The following is a 19,626-nucleotide window of genomic DNA, read 5'->3' as shown; positions in this document are numbered from 1 at the left end:
ATATCMTGCCGTGTAACAGAGGCAAGTTTCGCCTTGCCCAAAGGCTTCCTCACACACCGTTCTAGAATACGCCGTATCTCGATAAGAGACTTTGGCTTGTTGTGCACCTCAACATGTTCGCTTAGATACATATCCAGCAAATCATCAACTGTTGGTGCATTGCGAATGATCTTGCGATTGACGGTCGGGTCTTCCCCATTACGTACCTTGGCCAGAACATCGACCGCATGTCCCCTCGCCTGATCCGGTGTCAGCTCCCCGTATTTGCCGAGGGTCATCCGGCGAGAGCGCCCTTCGAGGGTGCGATATTGAACAATGAACGTTTTGCGCCCGGTTGGCATCACCTGCAACCCAAATCCCGAGAGCTTACCGTCCCAGACGAAGTACTTCTTCGCCGTTGGCTTGGCTGCATCGACCGTTCGTTTCGTAACATTGGGCATCAGACAAAACTCTCCCGCTGACGGCCCGTGACAAGAACCGCCCCACATGCGAAAATAGAAGTTAAATTTAGTCCCGAATTGCTGCTGTTTCTGACGGCCTGACAGCTTGTGACGACCTTTTGGGCTTCTCTAATAGCCCTGTACAAAACACGGCCTCATCCCCTTATAGATCGCTTGCGCTATGCCTGCCGATTTTGGTCAGCATATTGTAAGCAAATGTACGAGTTTCGCAGCGAAATGCAAGGTAGGCAGGAGCAAATAATTTTCTACAACTCATTGATTCATAGTACTGAATCGTAGTAGAGTGTAAGTGGGCGTGAGTTGTAAATTGCAACTTGTAATCAGGGGGTCGCGGGTTCGATCCCTGCTGCCGGAATCACCATTTAACCTCGTCATATATAAAGAGGTTTAGCAAACCAAAGCTCCCAATTGAGAGCTTTTGCATTTAGACCTCGTGTCAGCGCTATGAGAGCATTTGAAAATGCGCAATTTCACCCCTCTTTTAGCTTTAGTAATTGCCCTTTCAAATTATGAAAATCAACACTGCAAAGAGGACTTCGAAGTTTTAATTTCGATGGTCTGTTTGCTGATGCATTTTTAAATACCAGTTGGCGCCTTGAAGTAACCCGGTAATTAAATTGGATTATCTACAGAACTTAATTGAAACACCTGGAGTAGCCGATACAATATTTTACAAAGAAATATACTAAACTATTATATCGACAAAACTCTAAAACCACCTATTTAAGTAAACTAAATTAATCTAACTCTGCTACTGCGGGATTTGCTAAATAGTATTCAGAAGTTGCTCTCCAAAATCTGCTCTCCCTATTGTCAGCATGCATATCAATTTCATGCATGCTGCGACAGGAGCGACAGATGCCACAAGGACAGTTTCAATCTCATCATGAAAACAGGCCTGGTGTGATTGCAGGTTTTCTCCCGCGGGACTCAAAGCTTCTGGGGAAGTGGCTGGATCATATCAGTAAAAAATCCATATCAGCGTATGGAGAGCAAATTGAACAAGGCTACTCTTTTTTGGAGCCTTCAGTTCAAGCCCTAGCCTTTTTGCTGAATAAAGACGATCACCTTCATGGTCTTGTAAGCGAGATGATTGAGCAAGGCTGGCAAGTTCACCAAGAAGAAGAACCCAAAGTGGCGTATGGAATTAAATCCATCAACAATATGCTATGCGCGCTCAATTACATTATCAAACATGCACCAATCTTTGATCCGGACTTGCCGCATTCAGCATTTCCAATATCAGGATTGTTTGTCTACATGATGTGGACACCCGCAGGGAACTTTGTCTTTAAAAACAAGCTTTTCAATGATGCCCTGAGAAACATCCTTGATGCCTGGTGTGAGTTTTTAGACTCTCCGGCCTCACTCAGTGTCGTTGTTACCTCAAAGGATGGTTGGCTTTCTGAAGCCTCATGGAAAGCGAACAGCCTGGATCAGTTCGTTACAAAAGAACAGATTGAGAAAGATCCTGTGCATTGGGGATACACGTCGTTTAATGACTTCTTCCATCGTCAAATCATTGCGATCTGCCGACCAATTGATGGGCCGGACAATGATCGAGTGATTACATCTGCTAATGATGGCACCGTTTATCGCATTGCACGTAATGTAAAACTGGATGACGATTTTAAGACGAAAGCCCAAAATTATTCTCTCAAGCAAATGCTTGACGGTAGCCCTCTCACAACGCGCTTTGTTGGCGGAGATACCGTTCAAACATTCCTAAGCGGCAACGACTATCACCGATGGAGAGCTCCTATCGCCGGTAAGGTTGTCGAAGCACGGGTCGTAAACGGATACATGTTCTCTGAGCTTTATTCAGAGGGGTTTGATCCTTCAGCTGGTACCAAGTCTCAAGGGTACGAGGCGATGGTAAACACGAGAGCGCTTATCTTCATCGAGAGCGACAATCCTGCAATCGGTTGCGTATGCGTTATGCCCATTGGGATCACAGAGATCTCATCTATCTCAATTCAGGTTAAAGTAGGCGATAGAGTTGAAAAAGGACAAGAACTTGGGTGGTTCAGCTACGGGGGATCCTCAATGGCTCTTGTTTTTCAGCCTAAAGCCATCAAGCAGTTTACGATTGTAAATCCTCTTTCAGATAACAACTCCAACAATGGGCCATTTGTTAGAGTTGGGGCACAAATTGCGATCTCAACTATTTAAGTCAGTCGTTGTTTTTCTCTTCAGCGCCTGGCGATAATGAAAATCAACGCCAGGTGTGCTTTCGCCAAACCGAAGGACACCTCAATGAAACACCCTCTCCTGGAACTGAATGATAGCGCCTGCTCGGCTCTGGTCGATGCTTGCACAGATCGCGACCCCAAGTACATAGATGATGATCTGTCCTGTGTTAAAGCCATCGCTCAAGCAGCTATCAATGTAGAGCTGTTCACGATCCCCCTCTACATGACGGCGCTGTATTCAGTCCAAGGTACACATCAAATCAACAGTAAGGGCAGTAAGCTTTATGAAGGCCGCTGGTGGCCTGGCTCTGGTCCTGCTGCTGAGCCCGACACAACAAACAAGCAAGTCTTCAATAAAGTCTACAGCGTGTTTATTGAAGAGATGCTGCACCTTCAACTCGCTTCAAACATGGCAACTTTGATTGGAGTGAAGCCATGCTTCACAAGCAGAGCCTTACAGAACGAAGAGTTTGGATGGACCTGCTATAAGCATGGCAACACCATGATCCCGCATATCTTGGATTTCAATGATTGGATAGATCATCCCATCTTATGTTCATATGATCCCGACCTAATGAACTTAAAAGGTATGCAAGTGATCCTACGCGCCATGAACAAAGATCAGGCAAAACTGTTCATGGCAATTGAAGAGACCGTTGAACTCGCCAAGCTCAATCTGGAAAATTCTGAAGTTCCCATACCTGATCCTCAGCCCAATGGTGATAAAACCCGACCAAAGTACTTTGAACCTGCACCATTTGATTGGTTCAAAGCCAACATGACGGAAGCAGATCTACCTCTGTTCGGCTCAATTGGGCATATGTACTTATGTTACTGGAGCTACCTTGAAATTACCTACTCAGATGGAACCAGTTTGCTTGGGCGTCTCTTAGGCTTGCAGCGAGATCGGTTCAATAAGCCTGAACAAACGGCTTCACAATATCCGATGATTGATATGAATCTGGAAGAGCTCGACAGCCTAAAGCTCAAGCTCATTAACAACATCAATGCAATCACTGATCAGGGTGAAGGCGGGGATGTTGTCAAAGACATTGTGAGGGTTTGGGGCTTTAAGTCATGGGCCAACACACTTGCAAAAGGCTCAGAAAATCCTCTTGGTTGCGTGAAGGAAAAGTTCCAGCCTAACAAAGAAGCATTGATTGAAGATTATCCTCATTACGATGATCAGGGCAATCAGCTCCCAACGCTATCTGGTATAGCCCGCGCCAGATCTGATGCAGCGGATAAAGACCACTTCGAACTGTTTTCGGAAGTGCTTCAACTCGTACAAAAGCATGATTACATGACATGGGAGAAATGGCACAACCAAAACCATACTTGGACACCAGATATGCTTGGTACCGATGGAGCCCCCAACGTGCCATGTACTGAAGACATCGCAACAGCGCTCAATAAGTTAAAAACCAAGCCTAATACCTACCAAATATTAAGCCAAGCTGCGGTTGGGACGATTAAGGGCATCACTACAGTCTTGAACAGTTACTGGAATAATAGCGATAACACCGAATTTCCCTCTCCTGCCATGGATGGGTCTGGTGATCGGGTTTCTATATGCTGGGCTGTGACCGGAAAAGTGCCCGATCTTGTGACTGGCATTGCCTCACAAAAGGAACATGTTCTTTATCATGCTTGTCAGGGTATGGCCTTAAACGGTTCAGATACCGAGACTTGTGCCAGTGTTTTAGCTTACCATAGCTGTAAAGGTTCAAACGAATGCAAGACCCAGGGTGGGTGCGGGTTTGTCCAAAGTGCCAGCGGTGGAGGTAGCTGTGGAGGTTCCGTTGCCAAAGGTCTAAAGAGCGCGCCAGCGGACAATAAATGCGGTGGTTTTGGAGGGTGTGCAGTACCAATTTCAGCCTCTCAGCTTTACCCGAAACAAGACGATGGTTGCTATGAGATGCAACTCTATAAATTTGGACCTGCTCCTGATCATAATTCAGAGGCTTTGAAGCAACATCTCCCTTACTCTGAAGGGGATGCCGTTTACGACATAGCATGGCAAGCTTACAGTCATGCGAAGGGGCTCGACCCTGATGCGCATAAAGCACCAAAAGCCAATGATTTGCGGCTGGCGATGCCACCAAGCACATAAACGGGGTCAAATGAGTTCATCTGCTTCATCGAAACAAGGAGCCGCAGATTCAGCGGCTTCCGAATTGAACGAAAATACTGATTATTTAGGATTTGGGGTTGGCCTGCGTTCTCAGCACTTCCCTGAGATTATGGCTTGCGAGAATTTACCTGTCGACTGGTTTGAGATCATAAGTGAAAACTTCATCGACAACCACGGATATGGTCGCAAGGTTCTCAAGGAGCTCCGCAGCAGATGTCCGATTGTGATGCATGGTGTCTCCCTCAATCTGGGATCTTCAGATCCACTGAACTGGGAGTACCTTCAAAAGCTCAAAGAGCTGGCTGAATTTGTCCAACCTTCATGGATCTCTGACCACTTGTGCTGGACAGGGATTCTTGGACACAACACTCATGATCTTCTGCCAATGCCTTTGACGGAAGAGAGCCTCAATCATGTATCCGAGAGGGTGCTGCAAGTTCAGACCTTCCTTGGACAACCAATCCTTCTTGAGAACCCATCCACCTACCTTGAGTTTCGACAAAATGAGCTGAGTGAGTGGGAATTCCTGTCGTTGCTCGTTAAAAAAACAGACTGCCTATTGTTGCTTGATGTAAACAATGTCTTCGTTTCCTCCTTCAATCATGGCTATAATCCGCTGGAGTATCTGAGGAACATTCCTCACAGCAGCATTCAACAAGTGCATTTAGCTGGTCCTACAAGGGCTGGTAATTGCCTGGTGGATACTCACGACCAACCTGTCCCAGATCAAGTCTGGGAGCTCTACAAAGTGCTCCTAGAGAAAACCGGACCCGTCTCAACGCTGCTGGAATGGGACGCAAACATTCCGAGCTTTTTTGAGGTCGTCGCTGAGTTGAACAAGGCACGGTTGATTTTTGATGGAAGGCCTTACCAGAGACTGGAGAGTTCAGACATCAAAAAAGTACCTAATGCATTCTCGAGCCCGGTTGTACGATAATGAAGGAAAGCTGTCTAAAGAACGATTCCCAGCTAAGGCAGCTACAATACTGGCTGCAGGAGGTCCTGATAAACCGTGGTAACCTCTATCAAAAACTCTTAGGAGCCGAACATCAAGCAAACCTTACACTCGAAGAAACCATAAAAGAAACAGAGCTGTTCCCCGCGATTGAGCGTATCAATATTTATGCTTCAGGATATATCGCACGCTTGGTTGAAGCGCTAAAGGCAGAGTATCCGCTGCTGTGTAAGTTCATGGGAGTTGAGGTTTTTGAGGGGTTCGCGAAGGCTTACATTGTCACTCACCCTTCGCGTTATAGCAGTCTATATAAATTAGGAGCTAAATTCCCAGAGTTTCTGGAGGAAACGCAACCTAAGGGAGCAAACTGCCCTGATCAAGTAGCTCTGTTTCAAATTCCTGCTGAGTTGGCTCTTTATGAAAGAACGCAGGCCGAGGTATTGCTTGATCACGGTCTTGAAGAACATCCTCATTATACGTCAGAAACGTCCATTGCCTTTCTGACAACAATCCACTCTGAGACATTACAAACATCGCCATGCCTAAGAGTTCTCAAGATGGAGTACCCAATCCGCTCGCTCGCCATTTCACTGCGTTTGAACGACACTGTGACGACACCTCAGCGCGCTAAAAATTGGGTGGCTCTTACGCGAAAAGACTACAAAGTCGTTTCTTTGCAGATCTGTGATTGGCAGGCTGAGTTGTTGGAAGCTTTGAAGTCTCCAACGCCCCTTTATCGAGCGCTGGAAAATGTTAAATTCTCAAATATGGCTGAAGTTTTGCTTTGGCTTCCAACGGCATTGGATTTTGGATTGGTCTATTATCCCAAATAGACCAATCTCAACTACATGAACAAAGCATAGTTTTGGTCGCCCAGTCTGTATGGAATAACTTGCGACACATCTGTGACCGCGGTGATAGTTGCCTCAGTTGTCCACCCCATACAATCGCCGTGCACGCGGTTTAAGGTCACTTCACCGCTACTGGCAATGTAGGTCATAAAGTAAGGGTCACCCGGCCCAACCATAAATGGATGCACAATATCCAACTCCTGATCATCCTTCAGATGTAAGTGAGAACCGACCTCATTGGTCCCCTCACTTAGATCATCTGAGAAGTGATCGATATTAACGTTGGGTTTCCATGTATTGGTTTTCAGGAAGAAGTTCTCATTGCCCCAGGTAAAGAATGCAAAACGTGTCCAGCCTTTTGCCCATTGGTGAGCCCAGACATTTTCTACGACAAGCGGAGGGCTTTTCCCACCGGACTTTGCCGTGGCTGATATCGTCCAGGTATTCACGGCGCCATCTGTGTTGTTGTAACCAAATACAAAATTCTGCCCCAGATCGACAGCGCATTTTACTTCGCTCAGGTTCGTCGTATAGGGATAGCGTGTATGATAGAAATGCAATGGATATTCGGATTTCAGATCCTTAGTCAAAGGGAAGAAATACATGTGTCCGTTTTTGGCCTGATAGGCGAGCAGATGAGGCTTGTTCATCATGTAAAACGGCTGAATCGAATCCCAGTCTTTGCCAAGCTCAAATGTATTAGGCACTTGCTTGATCCAAGGTTCTGTTTCAAGAAGCTCGAATGTGTCACAATTTCCGCTGCCCTTATGGTATCCGACGAGGATCATGGTGCCGTAATTGTCGTAGGTCGTCAGCGCGTCATAGGTTTGACTAAAAACGGGCTGCCCGACCTCAGACCATTCCATTACGCCAGCTTGTTGGGTTGGTGTCATTGTATAGAGCGTTGCAGTCATTATTCCCGTCTCCTAGCGTATATCTTCGCTGTAAATTTTGAGGGGAGCCGGATCTGCGCCGGCAATCTGATAGTAAGAGCAATGAGCAGGTTGCCCTGCTCCCTTCAGCTTCAAAATCTCAAACCCTCGATTGTACCATTGCTCGACCATCTGCAGATGCGTACCAGGTATAATCGGGACCGGATACACTTCCTCATAGGGCGTTTCTTTCTGCTGCACCGGAATGGCTGAGTGACCTATGCAACGACCTTTTGCGAGTGTTTTTAGAGGATTATCCGGTTCTGAATTATTGGGAGGCCAGCCAATGGGCCTGAAGTTATCTTCAAATATGCAAAGGTTATGTTCATGCCCCCAGAACCATGCAGCGACCTTATCAAAATATGGTCCAAAGGCTTGCCAAAGAGCGGTGTTTACGCCGGGCCGATTGATGTCACCTTCATAATCTGAGGGCACACCTACAGCAAAACGACCTGAGTAAAGCTGATGGTGCCCGAATAACAATGTACGGCCAGAGAATTGGCTGAGGTGGTGTCGGTGCCAGTCCATTTCATCAGGACGCACATACACCATGAGCGGTGGGTTTTGAGGGTCATATGCATCACTCGGATTGACATGAAGTACACCCAGGGCTTCATCCAGTTTGTCTCCAGCCACCTTCAGATAGTGCCCATGGTACCCCGTATCCATGCCTAGGATCTGCCAGGCCCCGTCCTCTGTGGTTAGACGGAAATAACTGGCTTGCTGCTGCTGACTGGGATGGGTTACGAGCCGACCTTCATCAAGGCACCTGAAGTACGGAAATGCTCCGCAAAAGTATTCATGATTGCCAGGCAACGTGTAAACGGGAGGACGGTGCCCTGCAGCTGTAAAAGCCACATTAAGGAGCCCAAGGAAGTATGTATCAAACTCCTGTTCTGTACCGGAATAATAAACATCACCGACGTGCAAGATCACATCTGGCTTGAACGAAAGTGCTGACGCTAGAACAGCAGCTGCCACATCCGTTCCTGTTCCGATATCACCGATCAAAGCAATGGTCGCGTTCGATGGAAGTTGCCAGCTCACGCAACCATAATCATAGCTCCCGCCTCCATACTTGGGATCTCTCCAACTACGGTAGTCAAGTTTCCCCCCTGAGTGCCCCGGATAGGACCAGAAGTATTTTACATACTCATCGAACATCTGTTGCCAGGCTGGATTGCCAAAGGTGAAGTTGTCCAGCTGTGTCTGCATCTGCGATTCAATTTTCTTATTTCCGCAAAAAATCGCATGTGCTTTATGATGTGTCAGATAAGCGAGGTATTCTGCGGCTTCCGAGTCACTGGCATTTCGGGTGGTCGGGATCTCAGGTGCCTTACCTGCCAATGCTTTATGTGCGTATGCATCCACACCCTCCAGCATTGGATGAGCGACCGGAACCCCTTGGCTAGGGTCATGATCTGTCATTTTTGAAACAACGCTCGCCGCAGCAGATTTCAACCGAGCCAGATCCGCATTCTCATAATTGACAATGGGTTGCATCATATATCCAAAGTTCGATGAAGCTGAATGTTGAGACTGTTAGGTGCTGTCATGGGTATCCCGGTCCAGTCCTCCCACAACCCATGATCAAGTTGAAAATGCTCGGAAGCTTGGTCCAGCCACGTTGTCGTGAAGTCCTTCAGTGGAGAAAAGCAGGTTGAGCTGCCTTTTCCCTTAGGCCAAAGTGTCCACGCAACTAGGTAATTCTCGCCGACGCACAACAGCCCCCCCTCTAGCCCACTCATAGGCTGCAGGCTCTTCGCCCATTTCAGTATGTGTGCTCTAAATATTTCTGGTGAGACGTTCTGGTTGCGCGCACCAATATAGTGCACCACATCACCGGACATCCAATCAGCGGGCGCATCTACGAGGAAATACGGTGTTTCTACTAGCAGGTCGGTCTCTGGCAGCAACACTGGAAATTCAGCGGCGCTTCGTGATGTGTCATATAGATCACCATGCAAATTCGTGTAGCAGCGCACAGCGACACATTTGAAAGCATCGTGATAAGTTTGTTGCGAGGTCCAGAACATTAAGGCGCTTTGATCTGGCACCGTTGGTGGTTTGCCTTCATTTTGTGGCAAAGACGGTATGTAAGCATGCAAGCCCGCATTGGGCTGTAACAAGGAGCATCCTGGCACAAACACAGAGCCTAGAAACTCTTCAAACTGCTGCTGTGTCTTATCTTTGCTTCGAAACCCTCGCCAGACATGTACAGCATCGGGTGGGACCTTACGAATTTCATTCATTTTCGAAAGCCCTTGTGAACTGCATATTGTATGTATCACCGGGCTTTACGTTCATGCCTGGCCAGTCATCCCAAAGGGCTGCTTGCGGTGGCAATATTGTCGGAACAGGTTCAAAAACGTGAGACCAATCACAATGTGATTGCAACTGTTCAAGCCCAGGATCAGTGCCGTCACCCAGTTCCCAATAAACGATATAATCTGCTCCGATGCAGACAATGCCACCTTGTATTTTTTCGCGCGCCTGCATTTCGGAAAGAATACTTTGCAGGTTCTGAAACAACTCTGCTGTGTTAGTGCCAGTTGGTAAGCCGCCCACCAGATGCCTTATCTTGCCTTTCATCCAATCCTGAGACTTGTCGATAAGGTAGTAGCATTGGTTTGATACCAAATCTCCGGCAAACAAGATTGGGAAATCAGCACCACTCTCCGGGGTGTAACAACCACCGTGGGTCAGTGTGTAAGTACGGCCTGCCAGTGTCTTGAAACCATCCCAATAGGTCTGCTGGGAGTTCCAAAACAAAATTGCAGTTTCATCGGGAACTGTAGCGGGCTTTTGGGCCATGCCGCATGGAATGGTGGGAACATATGTATCCAGCCCATTCTTGATCTGCATCTGTACAGTTGAGGGAATGAATGTTTCTCCAAGTCTCTGAAAAAACTCTTTTTGTGGAAGTGTAGACTGACGAAATCCTCGCCATATCCGGACTGCATCAGGAGGTATCTGGAAGGACATGGATCACGCTCCTTCCGACAGGATCTGGTCTGTAACCTGATTTAGAAAACCGATTGGGAGCGGCTTTTCCTCTGGTTTGCCATAGGGGCAACCTAAAGGGAATTGCCAATGTTCGTTGACACAGAACTGGCACGGGCCATCTGAACGGGAGAGGTAGTCTCCTGCGTCATTCCATGTCAACTTGCCCTCTCGATACATATATCCAAGCACGTCAGCCATGGTGGCGTGAGCATCGTAGAAGCTCTTTTCCAAATCAGGCCACACATCAGGCCAACTGGTCTTTATGACGTTCAGAATTTGCGGAGCATTTTCTGCAGAGAACTGGAGGGCATCATATCCATCACCATTCCCAGGAACATATGTAATCTCGGGATTGGTCTTAAGGTAATGCACACAGTCAGGAGACTTTGCTTCCAGTTCAGAAAGCCATTCAGGACTCAACCGGAACTGCGGTAGGAAGTTCGTGTCGTAAGAGAAATGCGGCGTTACAACGATCCGTGTATTGATGGTATAAGATTCACCATCGATCTCAGTAGAGAACTCAAACATGGTCGGATTGTCATTCTCAGTGGTGAGAGAAAACAGTGTGAACGCGTTGTCATAAGGATCTGTCGGTAATTCAGGTGACCGCTTTATGTGATCCTTGAAGGCATCCCGGAACATATCCCAGGAACTCTCCCCAACCAGAAATAGAACTGCTGGGTTGGTCATAACCAACTGCTTTAGAGCCCACGCATTTTTAGTCACACAGTTGGAGATGATTGTATCTTCACTCTCCTCCGTGCCACCCAGAAAAGCGGGTTTCCAATGAGGAGACGCACAAGCCACCATGTCTAACTGACAGACATCTTCACCGATCTTCAGATCAGCACTCTTATGGCCTTTAGCTCGTAAATAGTCCGAGAACTCGTTCAGGCTTGGGACGAACTGTTCGTAATATGTCTGGAGTTCCTGATAAACCTCAAGTTTGACACCAGCAGGCATTTGCATCTTGGAGATAATAATGTCGCCTTTTTCGAACTTGTTGTCCGGGCTATCATGATTGAAAAGCAGCACATAACGCGGCGTTCCGGTAGGACGCTCTAATGTAAGCGTAACTTCCGTACCACTTTCATATTCAATGACCACGTCGTAAGGAGAGCCTGCATGGTCTCTCTCAGCAGATTTAATCAGGCCATCTTCAGCTGCGATAATCTGATCAGCTGTAACAGTTGTATCTGCTGTCGGGGTAACGGAACTTCCTGAAATCAGGTATTTTTTGACCTCTTCAAAGGCAAAGCGTTCCTGATACACATTGCGATAGCGATAGTAGTAGGCGTACTTGTCATAGCCATCAGTTCCATCTTCGCTGGTAAAATCAGGATAGGCCCAGGACGTCCCAGTAATGCCCGGACTAAACGCAGTCAGGTTTGGGTTGATCCCTAAAGTCATGATGGGTGCTTTTCGGCATCCATCCATGATCTCACCATTCGGAAAGCCAGCGTTGCGCGTAATCCCTTTCACCCAGGGATACATCTCAGGTGTTCCAACTGGATCTGCGGCTTGAGGAAAGTCAGACAAGAAATCGTAGGTTGGATAAGGACCGTAAACTTGGTCCTCAGGGTTTTCCGGCCAGAAGAATGAACAGGTGCCACACGGACGAACATTGAAGACCAGCTCTATCTCCATAGGGTTCTTTGGCTGGCGGGGACTAGTATGTCGCGGTGGCGTATAAGAACTGGTCATCACTTTCCCTTTCCCGTGGCTGTTTGTTCCTTCAAATCTGTATCAGCTACAATGGTTCCCCAGGTAAGCAAAGCACCATTCATGGAAGTATAGAAGCCGTAATGCTCATAGATTTCGCTGGACCAATTCTCGCGCAGCTCTTGCGGGATTGGCTTGCCTGAAGGTGTTTGTGTTGGAATTAAAGTGTCAGACATGTTTCGGACGAACACATAATCAATGTGATACTCTCCGGCAGCATAACCAACGACAGCATCATCCATCTCCAGCGCACTATACTGCTCGGTGTCGTCCCCATCTGAGATGAAGTAGTAGTCAGTCGTGAGGAGCGGAATACCTTTCTTATCAAGACCTTTAGGTGACCCCAAATCTTCAAGAGCAGCATTCATCATGTCAGCAACGTTGAACTGCCCTGCCCAGTCAGGATTACCTTTGTCTGAATCGTAAATTGCCTGGCACAGAAGATACTCAAGATAAGGCTGCGTCACGACAGAACTCAGCTTAAAGAGTAGATTTTTTTCAATGATTGGGTTCATTGAAAGATCCGGATACCAGTCGGTGCAAGTAACTGTTTTGTCATTCAATCCTGAACCGGTATTTTCCGGCAACTTCAGCTTGATTTTGCCAGTGTTTGTAATCGCTGCATCACCCAGCTTTTCGCTTATGGTCGCTCCGCCAGCAGTGCCAATTGAGTAAAGCCGTTGTGGGGATGCTTCTTTCAGCACAAAATGCACCATCGCAATCAACCCATCTGCATAAGGCGGGTGTGAAAGATGTGCATCTGATTTCCAAAGCAGCACCTTCAAATCCACTCCAGCAGCGTTTTGGATAGATACGACCTGATAGAACCCCCAAAGATTGTAGGCTCCCTTCACGTACTCATCATTGGACCTTAAAAACCATCCTTTTCGAAACTCATCTGATGAGACGTAGGCCTCCTTATTAGAAGACACGAACACATGATCCAGTGCGTTCCATTCAGTATCTGTCCAGGTCATCACAACGATATCGACTTCGGGCAATGGTGCGTTCTTGCCCGGATTGCCAATGTCTACGTTGGTAGGAGCATTTTGACCCACTTTTGACCAGTCAATAACAGGAAGCGGAGGTAAAGCCCCCGGACTGGTACAAGCCACACTTTGAGCATCCGTATAACGGTTTTTCATAGCAAAGCCTCTCCTAAGCGTTTTGATTTATGAAACGGGGACCGTAAAAAACCGGGGCCGATAAGTCCGTGTAGTGCGCCATGATCTTGGCTTCATCACCGTAGAGTTCCGGTAGTCGGGCAATCAGATTTGCAGGAATCTGAGAGCGCATGATGTTGAAGCAGGAAAGCACGCGTAAATCTGTCATCGCAGCAACAGCTTTGCCAAATGTTGGCCAGGACTCTTCAGCTGGACCATTCCACATCAGATCCAGATCAGTCATGATCTCAGTGTATTTGTCATCAAACGCACAGAGGTTGGATTTGACCGATGCTCCCTCTGGATCAAGTTCGAGTAGTTTCTTATAACCGTCGCGAGGAACCGCGAGCACATTGGTCACGTTCGGCCAGGGTATTTTGTGACCCTTGAAAAACTCTGTTTCTGTTTCAGGCGTTAATTTGGGTTCTGGAGTTGGAACGAGAAGCTGCGCGCCGTAGTAGATCTCCGCAAAACGAGCGTAATGGCTCCCTTCCCCATCAAAGTTCTGCGCGTAAAGATCCTGAGCATTGCTCCCTTCGCCTTGCTCAACAATCTCGTCAATACCATCAAGGAATTGCTGAACAGGCGTTCGTTTATCCTCGATAGAAAAGACGGTGAAACCGATATTGTCTCCAACCTGGTTGGGATAGGTATTGGCAGAAGCTGAGAGGACTTTTTTCGCGGTGGCATTAATCTCATCTGCATTCGCCGAGATTGTGGCTTTAATTTTCGAGTAAAATGCACCAATAGAAGGGTACTTCTCATCTTTGTATTTTGCAGCTAACAGACTGATTGGTGTTTCAAGTCGTAGGAAGTTCTGCAGCTGTTTTTTGCTGAGCTGCGCAAAAACAACTGGCAAATCAGGCTCCACACCACCTGGCAATCCTTCAGATGGAGACAGTGGATCCAACCTCTTAATCGAAGGCTTTTCTCCAAGTGCAGCCAGTATATTGCACCCGATGGCCATATGAACCATCTCTTCCATCACGACAGAGCGGATCAGATTGTAAGTTGTGTAATTTTGAACTTCTAAGGAAAACATCGCCGCCAGATAAAGCGGCAAAGTTGCATGCTCCAAAGCTACAGCTGACTGAAGCGATGCTTTAATCCATTCCAAGTCTCGATCTTGCGGGGGAACTGATAGCAGCTGTTGGTCCACAAGTGGCCTCCCTCTGATAGCAAAAGTAATGCATACGAGAAAAGCCGCACCGTTCCTCTTCGAGGATGACTAATCATCCTTGACTAAAGCAAATTACCTTGAGCTGGGTGCATTCTTTTCACGTGGCCGGAAATTGTGCTTGCAAAATACGTGACTTCAAAAATATAAATCAATCATGCAATTGGAATGTGATAGTTGTGACAGTTTTTACATTGTGTTAATTTCAAATAATTCATCATTAAGAGCTTGCATACTCCTATTCATAGGCACATTTATTTTAGGTCACCTTGGATCTTTAAGAAAACTATCTTGTGGCGCTAAAAAAGATTAGATGTGTTCAACTGTAAGATTCAAAAATTCGTGAAAGCATTATGGTTTGCTCTGAAACGCGCTTGGTGTTTTGAAGAAACAGAGCCAACAGAAGAACTTTGAAGACTGCAATCAGGGCTCGAGGTCTTACTACACTGCATTACTTCCACTTGATGGATCAGGCCATGCTCGGTACTGTCCGCTTCGGACCTCAGCTGGTTTTAGCAACCGGATGTATAACGTTGAGAGCCTCTAGTGCGCGGTTTGTTGGGTTATTGAAACATAGGCACAGCCAACCTCTTGAGTATCATCCACCAAATAGGAGAATTCAAAGCCAGTCTCTTAGGCTGCACCACCTCAGCGCACGAAAAAGATCACTGAAGAGCCGTAGTTGGCTCCAAGGGGAGTGCAGGTTCCTCGTCTAACTAACTTTGATTGAACTTATCCTACAAAATAGCATGTACTTAAAATCGGTATTTGAAGCTAACATGCCCTCTAAATTCGCGTGCATTCTCAGCGAATGAGGACTGCAAAGGATCAACACTTATACCTGCATCAAATTCGTAGAGAATTCGCTCGTTTTCGATTGTCAGGTTTTAGTCAAAAAGCCTCATACGGTGCTTGCAAATATCCAAATAGATACTTCAAAACGCCTGTCGCCGATTTTTCATTCCCCTCCTTCCAATCCTGATGCTATCCGCTCCCCAATCGTTTCAGACAACACCCGGATCGGGTGTGCATCATGGTTCACATAGCAATTGGTGATGGTCACGTTGCGGTGGCGCAGAAGGTAGCTGATGAGGAAGGCGTTGCCGCCTGCTTGAGCTGCGAAGGTGCCAACCGTGTGGCGCAGATCGTGAATACGAACATCAGGAATGTTGGCATGGATGCGGATGCGTTGCCATGCATTCTCAATGACCTCAATCGAAATAGGTTGTGTCGGATCTTTACAGCCGGGCAAAACATAAGGTGCCCCATCCTCTCTTGGAATATCAGAGAGGATTTCGATCACACTGTTACTCACCGGATGAGGTTTCCGCTCATCCCCTTTTCTTGAAGGTAGTGCAATCGTGACCAATTCAAAATCAATATGCTCCCATTTCAGGGTTGCAATTTCACTCAAGCGCGCACCGGTGTAAAGGAGCAGACGTAAGCAACAAAGAGCTCTCGGATTTACAAGTGTCTTCCGCTTTGCAATATCCTTGGGCAAGTGCTTGGCTGTACTCTTTCCGGCTTTTATGACCCAGGGAAGACCTTCCTGGTCTGCCAGCTCAAGGGTACGCCCCAGTCTTTGCAACTCCTCCCCTGACAGGAAACGATCGCGCTCGTTTTCTTTGTAACGCTTGACCAACCGAACCGGGTTGCTGTGCTCTGGCCGTAGGCCCCATACTTCAGCGAGATTGAACGCCTTTGATAAGACCGCCAGAACCTGATTGGCTTGACGAGGTGTTGCTCTCAACGCGTGGTGCAGCTTTGCAACATCCTGCCGTCTGACAGAGCTGAGTTTCATGTGTCCCAGTCGTGAGCGAACACAGCGCTTTAAGAGCCGTTCAATGTCTTTCATTGTCTTGGGTTTATTGTGAACCTGCACATGTTTGCTCATGTAAACATCAAGAAGCACATTCACCGTAGGGGCAGCTCGCTTGTTCTCCCGCTTTAAGAGAGGATCATCTCCGTTACGGACTGTTGCCAACATATTGGTCGCCAAGTCCCTGGCTTGATCCGGTGTTAGCTCACCATATCTGCCAAGGCTCATACGACGAGAGCGGCCTTCATGTGTGTGATATTGCACAAGGAATGTTTTTGCACCGCTCGGCATCACTTGAAGGCCAAAGCCTTTGAGTTTGCTGTCCCAGAGAATTTGTTTTTGGCGTGCTGGACTTGCCGCATCCACCGTTCGCTTCGTTATGTTTGGCATAGACACACCTCTCCCGCTGACGGCTCCTGACAGGAGCCACCACACATACGAAAATGTCAGTTGAAATATGTTACCGATTGCTGCTGTTTCTGACGGCCTGACAGCTAGTGACGACCTTTAAGGTTTTCTTTTAGTACCTGTGCAAAACAGCATCCAAACCTTTATAGGTCAAAACTTAGCTGCTTACCGTTCTGTGTCAGCACTATGTAAGCAAATGTATGAGATTGAGCGCGAAAAGCAAGGTAGGCAGGCGCAAATAATTTTCTACAACTCTTTGATTCATAATAATGAATCGCACGTCATCGCAAATGAGTGTTCCCCGCTGAAGCGCCTTTTAATCAGTAGGTCCACGGTTCGAACCCGTGCGGGCTCACCATTTAACCTCATGGTACATAAAGAGGTTTAGCAAAGCTCCCTTCTGGGAGCTTTTTGCATTAGGCTTGGTACCAGCACTATGTAAGCAAATGAAAGCGTTTGAAAGTGTTTGAAAGCGCAATTTCACCCCTCTTAGCTCCTGCAAATACCCTTTCAAATTAATTCTGGAAAAGCTGTGAATGCCGTCACTAGCCGTCAGAGGCAAGGCATTCTGTGGGGTTTGATAAAACGGAAGCTGACGGTCAGTTGTCAGTGTTTGTCAGACTCGACTAAGTCCCATTTAGGCGAGCCAAAAACTCTTCATTTTTGGCAGACAGCGTTGGATCTGAAGTCCAAGCAATATCTTGCCCATCCCCTTTGTGACGCGGTACAATGTGAAAGTGGGTATGAAAAGCATCCTGCTGAGCTTCTTTACCATTACTAGAAACAATCTGAATATCGGCGAAACCCAGCCTTTCTTTGTACATCAGACATATGTGTTTGATAGCACGAGTAACAGCAATCAGATCATCCTCGTGAATATCAAAGATATTGGTAGAATGCCGCTTCGGAACAACCAATGTGTGATACGGAGCAATCGCACCGCGATCAAAGAAAGCAATCACACTTTCATTCTCATAAACCTTTGCATCTGGCTCCAACCGACCTTCTGCAATCTCGCAAAACACACACTTTGACATCACGTTTCCACAATAACCTTGGATTGGGCCCATCATGTACTGGCCCAAGCCCGGAATAAAAAAGATCCATAAAAGCGATGGAACCAACCTGATCGCATTTTCTTCGGCTTCGGAACCCGCCACATACTGGCAGGTGTCTATCTGCAGAAAAAGCCTCTAGATGGGTTTTACGGAGAATGGATAGTGCCACATGAAGGCTTTAGCGGCCATCATATGTATGTCACCGATGGCTATTTGGCTTTTGATTTTCACGGCTACTCATTGAGAGAAAGCTTGTTCAACCATTTTCGATCCGGCTGGTCAAAAAAGTACCTCGGATGAAAAGCAGATATCAAAAGAATTGACTTCTCACTCTTAGACACCATTGAGCTAAATCACCAAAACATCTCGGTCCAGACCAATACTGGGGTGATCCAGTCAAACGAGCACAACGTTTCCTAGACGGCATCGATCACAAACGCGCTGCAGCAAAGGCAATACAACTAGGACCTGTCTGCTAGTCACCAATCAAAAAAAGGCCTGAGAAGCATCACGCTTCCCAAGCCAGAATATTCCGTGAGAGGCAAAGCCTCTCTGCATTCCGTATTTTTAGTCTTTGGAGACTTCCAGCGCGCAAGGTTCGAGCAGCTCGGAAATCTTCTCGCTACTTCCCTGCACATCTTCAATGTGATTGCGCACAGTATCAAACAGCGTCAGCAACGCTTCATATTCCTGTGTGTGCTCCATGCGTTCGCTCAGAACCACACTCATGGAATAAACTAGATTTTTGAGGTGGTTGGTTGCTAAGCTAAGCTGGTCCACTTCATTGCGAAGGGACGTATGGGCACATTTCTCTTTACCAGTATCAGTCATCTAAAAACCCTCGTAAGTAGTTAGAACACCACTCAACAGAAGGCTTCTGATGGCCCACTGGCGAGCGGGAGGTTCAGAACCTGTACGAGGCAGGCGGGTTTATTCCCCCGCAAAGGGTATTGTATTCACCGCCCTCCCGCCCATAAGCGAGAGTTTGCGTTTGGAGAGCTAACTCCAGACACAAAAGACCGCCAATAAACGGATGCGGTAACCGCTTCGTAGAGGTTTCGACGCATCAAGATGATGCATGCGACGATTGGGGCAAGGTGTTAATGCAAGGAAACCGAATTCCTCCATAAACCTATAAGATTAGCGGGACTAAAAAGGGAGAACAACAACAAGAAGACCAACATCAAGTCCTCGCGAAAACTACATAGGCATTTGCGCAGTGGTCTCGAACTACCCGCAGGCAGGAGAAAGGCTGAGAAGGACCCGTGAAATCTTGAAGAAGAAGAGATTGGATCATATCCAGCCCAACGAGCATTTGCCGCCCTTTCGGATAGCTAAAGTCAATGCCTGTTTTTACTGAAAAGACCTAAGAGTCTGTTTAAAAATAAGGTCTTGAATGAACGGGGTAATTTGAGTTCTTCGTGTTTTGCGACAAACTTGGAGACATCGAATGGTCTGGACCCCGTTCACCCGGGAGCTTCACTGCCGTAAAGGGTTGCGATATGCAAGCGATTTAACCGATAAAGAATGGCTTTTGATTGAACCCCATATGCCAAGCCAACCCAAAAGAGGGCGGCGGCGGAAGACTGACCTACGGACGGTCATCAACGCTGTATTCTATCAGTTGCAAACCGGCTGCCAGTGGGCGTTTTTGCCGAAGGACTTTCCTCCGAGTAGCACCGTGCACTACTACTTCAAGCGTTTCTCCTGTGATGGCACTCTGAAACGGGCTCATGAAGCTCTTTATC

General features: G+C 47.2%; 16 protein-coding genes. 5 read left to right on the top strand and 11 right to left on the bottom strand.

Annotated features, from left to right (window positions below; translation table 11 throughout):
* Nucleotides 1–440: Arm DNA-binding domain-containing protein (locus tag DHN43_RS26790; RefSeq protein ID WP_159097010.1), on the bottom strand; the 440-nt coding region annotated here is incomplete at its 3' end.
* Between the two features lie 879 nt (nucleotides 441–1,319).
* Between DHN43_RS26790 and DHN43_RS26785 the strand changes: the two genes are divergently transcribed.
* The 4 genes from DHN43_RS26785 (at nucleotide 1,320) to DHN43_RS26770 (ending at nucleotide 6,575) form a co-directional block, all read left to right on the top strand.
* Nucleotides 1,320–2,633: a phosphatidylserine decarboxylase family protein gene (locus DHN43_RS26785; protein ID WP_108820693.1), complete on the top strand. Its 1,314-nt coding sequence runs from the start codon at nucleotides 1,320–1,322 to the stop codon at nucleotides 2,631–2,633.
* Nucleotides 2,634–2,669: 36 nt separating this feature from the next.
* The gene (locus tag DHN43_RS26780; protein ID WP_108820692.1) at nucleotides 2,670–4,766 is read left to right on the top strand and encodes a ferritin-like domain-containing protein; all 2,097 of its coding nucleotides are present in this window, start codon (nucleotides 2,670–2,672) and stop codon (nucleotides 4,764–4,766) included.
* Between the two features lie 64 nt (nucleotides 4,767–4,830).
* A complete protein-coding gene (gene bufB, locus DHN43_RS26775; RefSeq protein ID WP_108820696.1) occupies nucleotides 4,831–5,724 on the top strand; it encodes an MNIO family bufferin maturase in 894 nt (297 codons plus the stop codon).
* Complete coding sequence (locus tag DHN43_RS26770; protein WP_108820691.1) at nucleotides 5,724–6,575, top strand: HvfC/BufC N-terminal domain-containing protein; 852 nt, start codon at nucleotides 5,724–5,726, stop codon at nucleotides 6,573–6,575. Before bufB ends, DHN43_RS26770 begins: the two co-directional genes overlap by 1 nt.
* Nucleotides 6,576–6,586: 11 nt before the next feature.
* Here the strand turns inward: DHN43_RS26770 and DHN43_RS26765 are convergent, their stop codons facing one another.
* The 10 genes from DHN43_RS26765 to DHN43_RS26710 form a co-directional block, all read right to left on the bottom strand.
* Complete coding sequence (locus DHN43_RS26765; RefSeq protein ID WP_108820690.1) at nucleotides 6,587–7,507, bottom strand: hypothetical protein; 921 nt, start codon at nucleotides 7,505–7,507, stop codon at nucleotides 6,587–6,589.
* Nucleotides 7,508–7,519: 12 nt separating this feature from the next.
* On the bottom strand, nucleotides 7,520–9,028 hold the full coding sequence (locus tag DHN43_RS26760; protein WP_159097009.1) for a metallophosphoesterase family protein: 1,509 nt from the start codon (nucleotides 9,026–9,028) through the stop codon (nucleotides 7,520–7,522).
* Nucleotides 9,028–9,777: a hypothetical protein gene (locus DHN43_RS26755; protein ID WP_108820688.1), complete on the bottom strand. Its 750-nt coding sequence runs from the start codon at nucleotides 9,775–9,777 to the stop codon at nucleotides 9,028–9,030. The genes DHN43_RS26760 and DHN43_RS26755 overlap by 1 nt, the downstream gene beginning before the upstream one ends.
* Nucleotides 9,770–10,510: a hypothetical protein gene (locus tag DHN43_RS26750; protein ID WP_108820687.1), complete on the bottom strand. Its 741-nt coding sequence runs from the start codon at nucleotides 10,508–10,510 to the stop codon at nucleotides 9,770–9,772. Before DHN43_RS26750 ends, DHN43_RS26755 begins: the two co-directional genes overlap by 8 nt.
* A gap of 3 nt (nucleotides 10,511–10,513) precedes the next feature.
* A complete protein-coding gene (locus tag DHN43_RS26745) occupies nucleotides 10,514–12,235 on the bottom strand; it encodes a hypothetical protein (RefSeq protein WP_159097008.1) in 1,722 nt (573 codons plus the stop codon).
* Nucleotides 12,235–13,398, bottom strand: coding sequence for a hypothetical protein (locus tag DHN43_RS26740; protein ID WP_108820685.1), 1,164 nt, complete (start codon nucleotides 13,396–13,398; stop codon nucleotides 12,235–12,237). Before DHN43_RS26740 ends, DHN43_RS26745 begins: the two co-directional genes overlap by 1 nt.
* 13 nt (nucleotides 13,399–13,411) lie before the next feature.
* The gene (locus DHN43_RS26735) at nucleotides 13,412–14,575 is read right to left on the bottom strand and encodes a ferritin-like domain-containing protein (protein ID WP_199914867.1); all 1,164 of its coding nucleotides are present in this window, start codon (nucleotides 14,573–14,575) and stop codon (nucleotides 13,412–13,414) included.
* Between the two features lie 976 nt (nucleotides 14,576–15,551).
* Complete coding sequence (locus tag DHN43_RS26730; protein WP_108820684.1) at nucleotides 15,552–16,802, bottom strand: tyrosine-type recombinase/integrase; 1,251 nt, start codon at nucleotides 16,800–16,802, stop codon at nucleotides 15,552–15,554.
* A 644-nt stretch (nucleotides 16,803–17,446) separates the two neighbouring features.
* Nucleotides 17,447–17,980, bottom strand: coding sequence for an HIT family protein (locus tag DHN43_RS26720; protein ID WP_208995647.1), 534 nt, complete (start codon nucleotides 17,978–17,980; stop codon nucleotides 17,447–17,449).
* 465 nt (nucleotides 17,981–18,445) lie between these two features.
* A complete protein-coding gene (locus DHN43_RS26710; RefSeq protein ID WP_063312399.1) occupies nucleotides 18,446–18,709 on the bottom strand; it encodes a hypothetical protein in 264 nt (87 codons plus the stop codon).
* Nucleotides 18,710–19,328: 619 nt separating this feature from the next.
* On the opposite strand from DHN43_RS26710, the gene DHN43_RS26705 reads away from it, so the two are divergent.
* Nucleotides 19,329–19,626, top strand: a 298-nt coding sequence (locus DHN43_RS26705; protein ID WP_159097007.1) for a transposase, incomplete at its 3' end; no start/stop codon positions are given.

Origin of the sequence: Pseudovibrio sp. Alg231-02 (assembly GCF_900143565.1) — a bacterium.
Lineage (GTDB): Bacteria > Pseudomonadota > Alphaproteobacteria > Rhizobiales > Stappiaceae > Pseudovibrio.
The sequence above is the reverse complement of the archived record's forward strand: the minus strand, read 5'-3'. Positions and strand labels throughout refer to the sequence as shown.

Bases quoted from the DNA above. Each gene is read 5' to 3' on its own strand.
- DHN43_RS26750 (WP_108820687.1), bottom strand. From the start codon at position 10,510: ATGTCCTTCCAGATACCTCCTGATGCAGTCCGGATATGGCGAGGATTT.
- DHN43_RS26780 (WP_108820692.1), top strand. From the start codon at position 2,670: ATGAAAATCAACGCCAGGTGTGCTTTCGCCAAACCGAAGGACACCTCA.
- DHN43_RS26745 (WP_159097008.1), bottom strand. From the start codon at position 12,235: ATGACCAGTTCTTATACGCCACCGCGACATACTAGTCCCCGCCAGCCA.
- DHN43_RS26730 (WP_108820684.1), bottom strand. From the start codon at position 16,802: ATGCCAAACATAACGAAGCGAACGGTGGATGCGGCAAGTCCAGCACGC.
- DHN43_RS26760 (WP_159097009.1), bottom strand. From the start codon at position 9,028: ATGCAACCCATTGTCAATTATGAGAATGCGGATCTGGCTCGGTTGAAA.
- DHN43_RS26785 (WP_108820693.1), top strand. From the start codon at position 1,320: ATGCCACAAGGACAGTTTCAATCTCATCATGAAAACAGGCCTGGTGTG.
- DHN43_RS26770 (WP_108820691.1), top strand. From the start codon at position 5,724: ATGAAGGAAAGCTGTCTAAAGAACGATTCCCAGCTAAGGCAGCTACAA.
- DHN43_RS26765 (WP_108820690.1), bottom strand. From the start codon at position 7,507: ATGACTGCAACGCTCTATACAATGACACCAACCCAACAAGCTGGCGTA.
- DHN43_RS26710 (WP_063312399.1), bottom strand. From the start codon at position 18,709: ATGACTGATACTGGTAAAGAGAAATGTGCCCATACGTCCCTTCGCAAT.
- DHN43_RS26740 (WP_108820685.1), bottom strand. From the start codon at position 13,398: ATGAAAAACCGTTATACGGATGCTCAAAGTGTGGCTTGTACCAGTCCG.
- DHN43_RS26755 (WP_108820688.1), bottom strand. From the start codon at position 9,777: ATGAATGAAATTCGTAAGGTCCCACCCGATGCTGTACATGTCTGGCGA.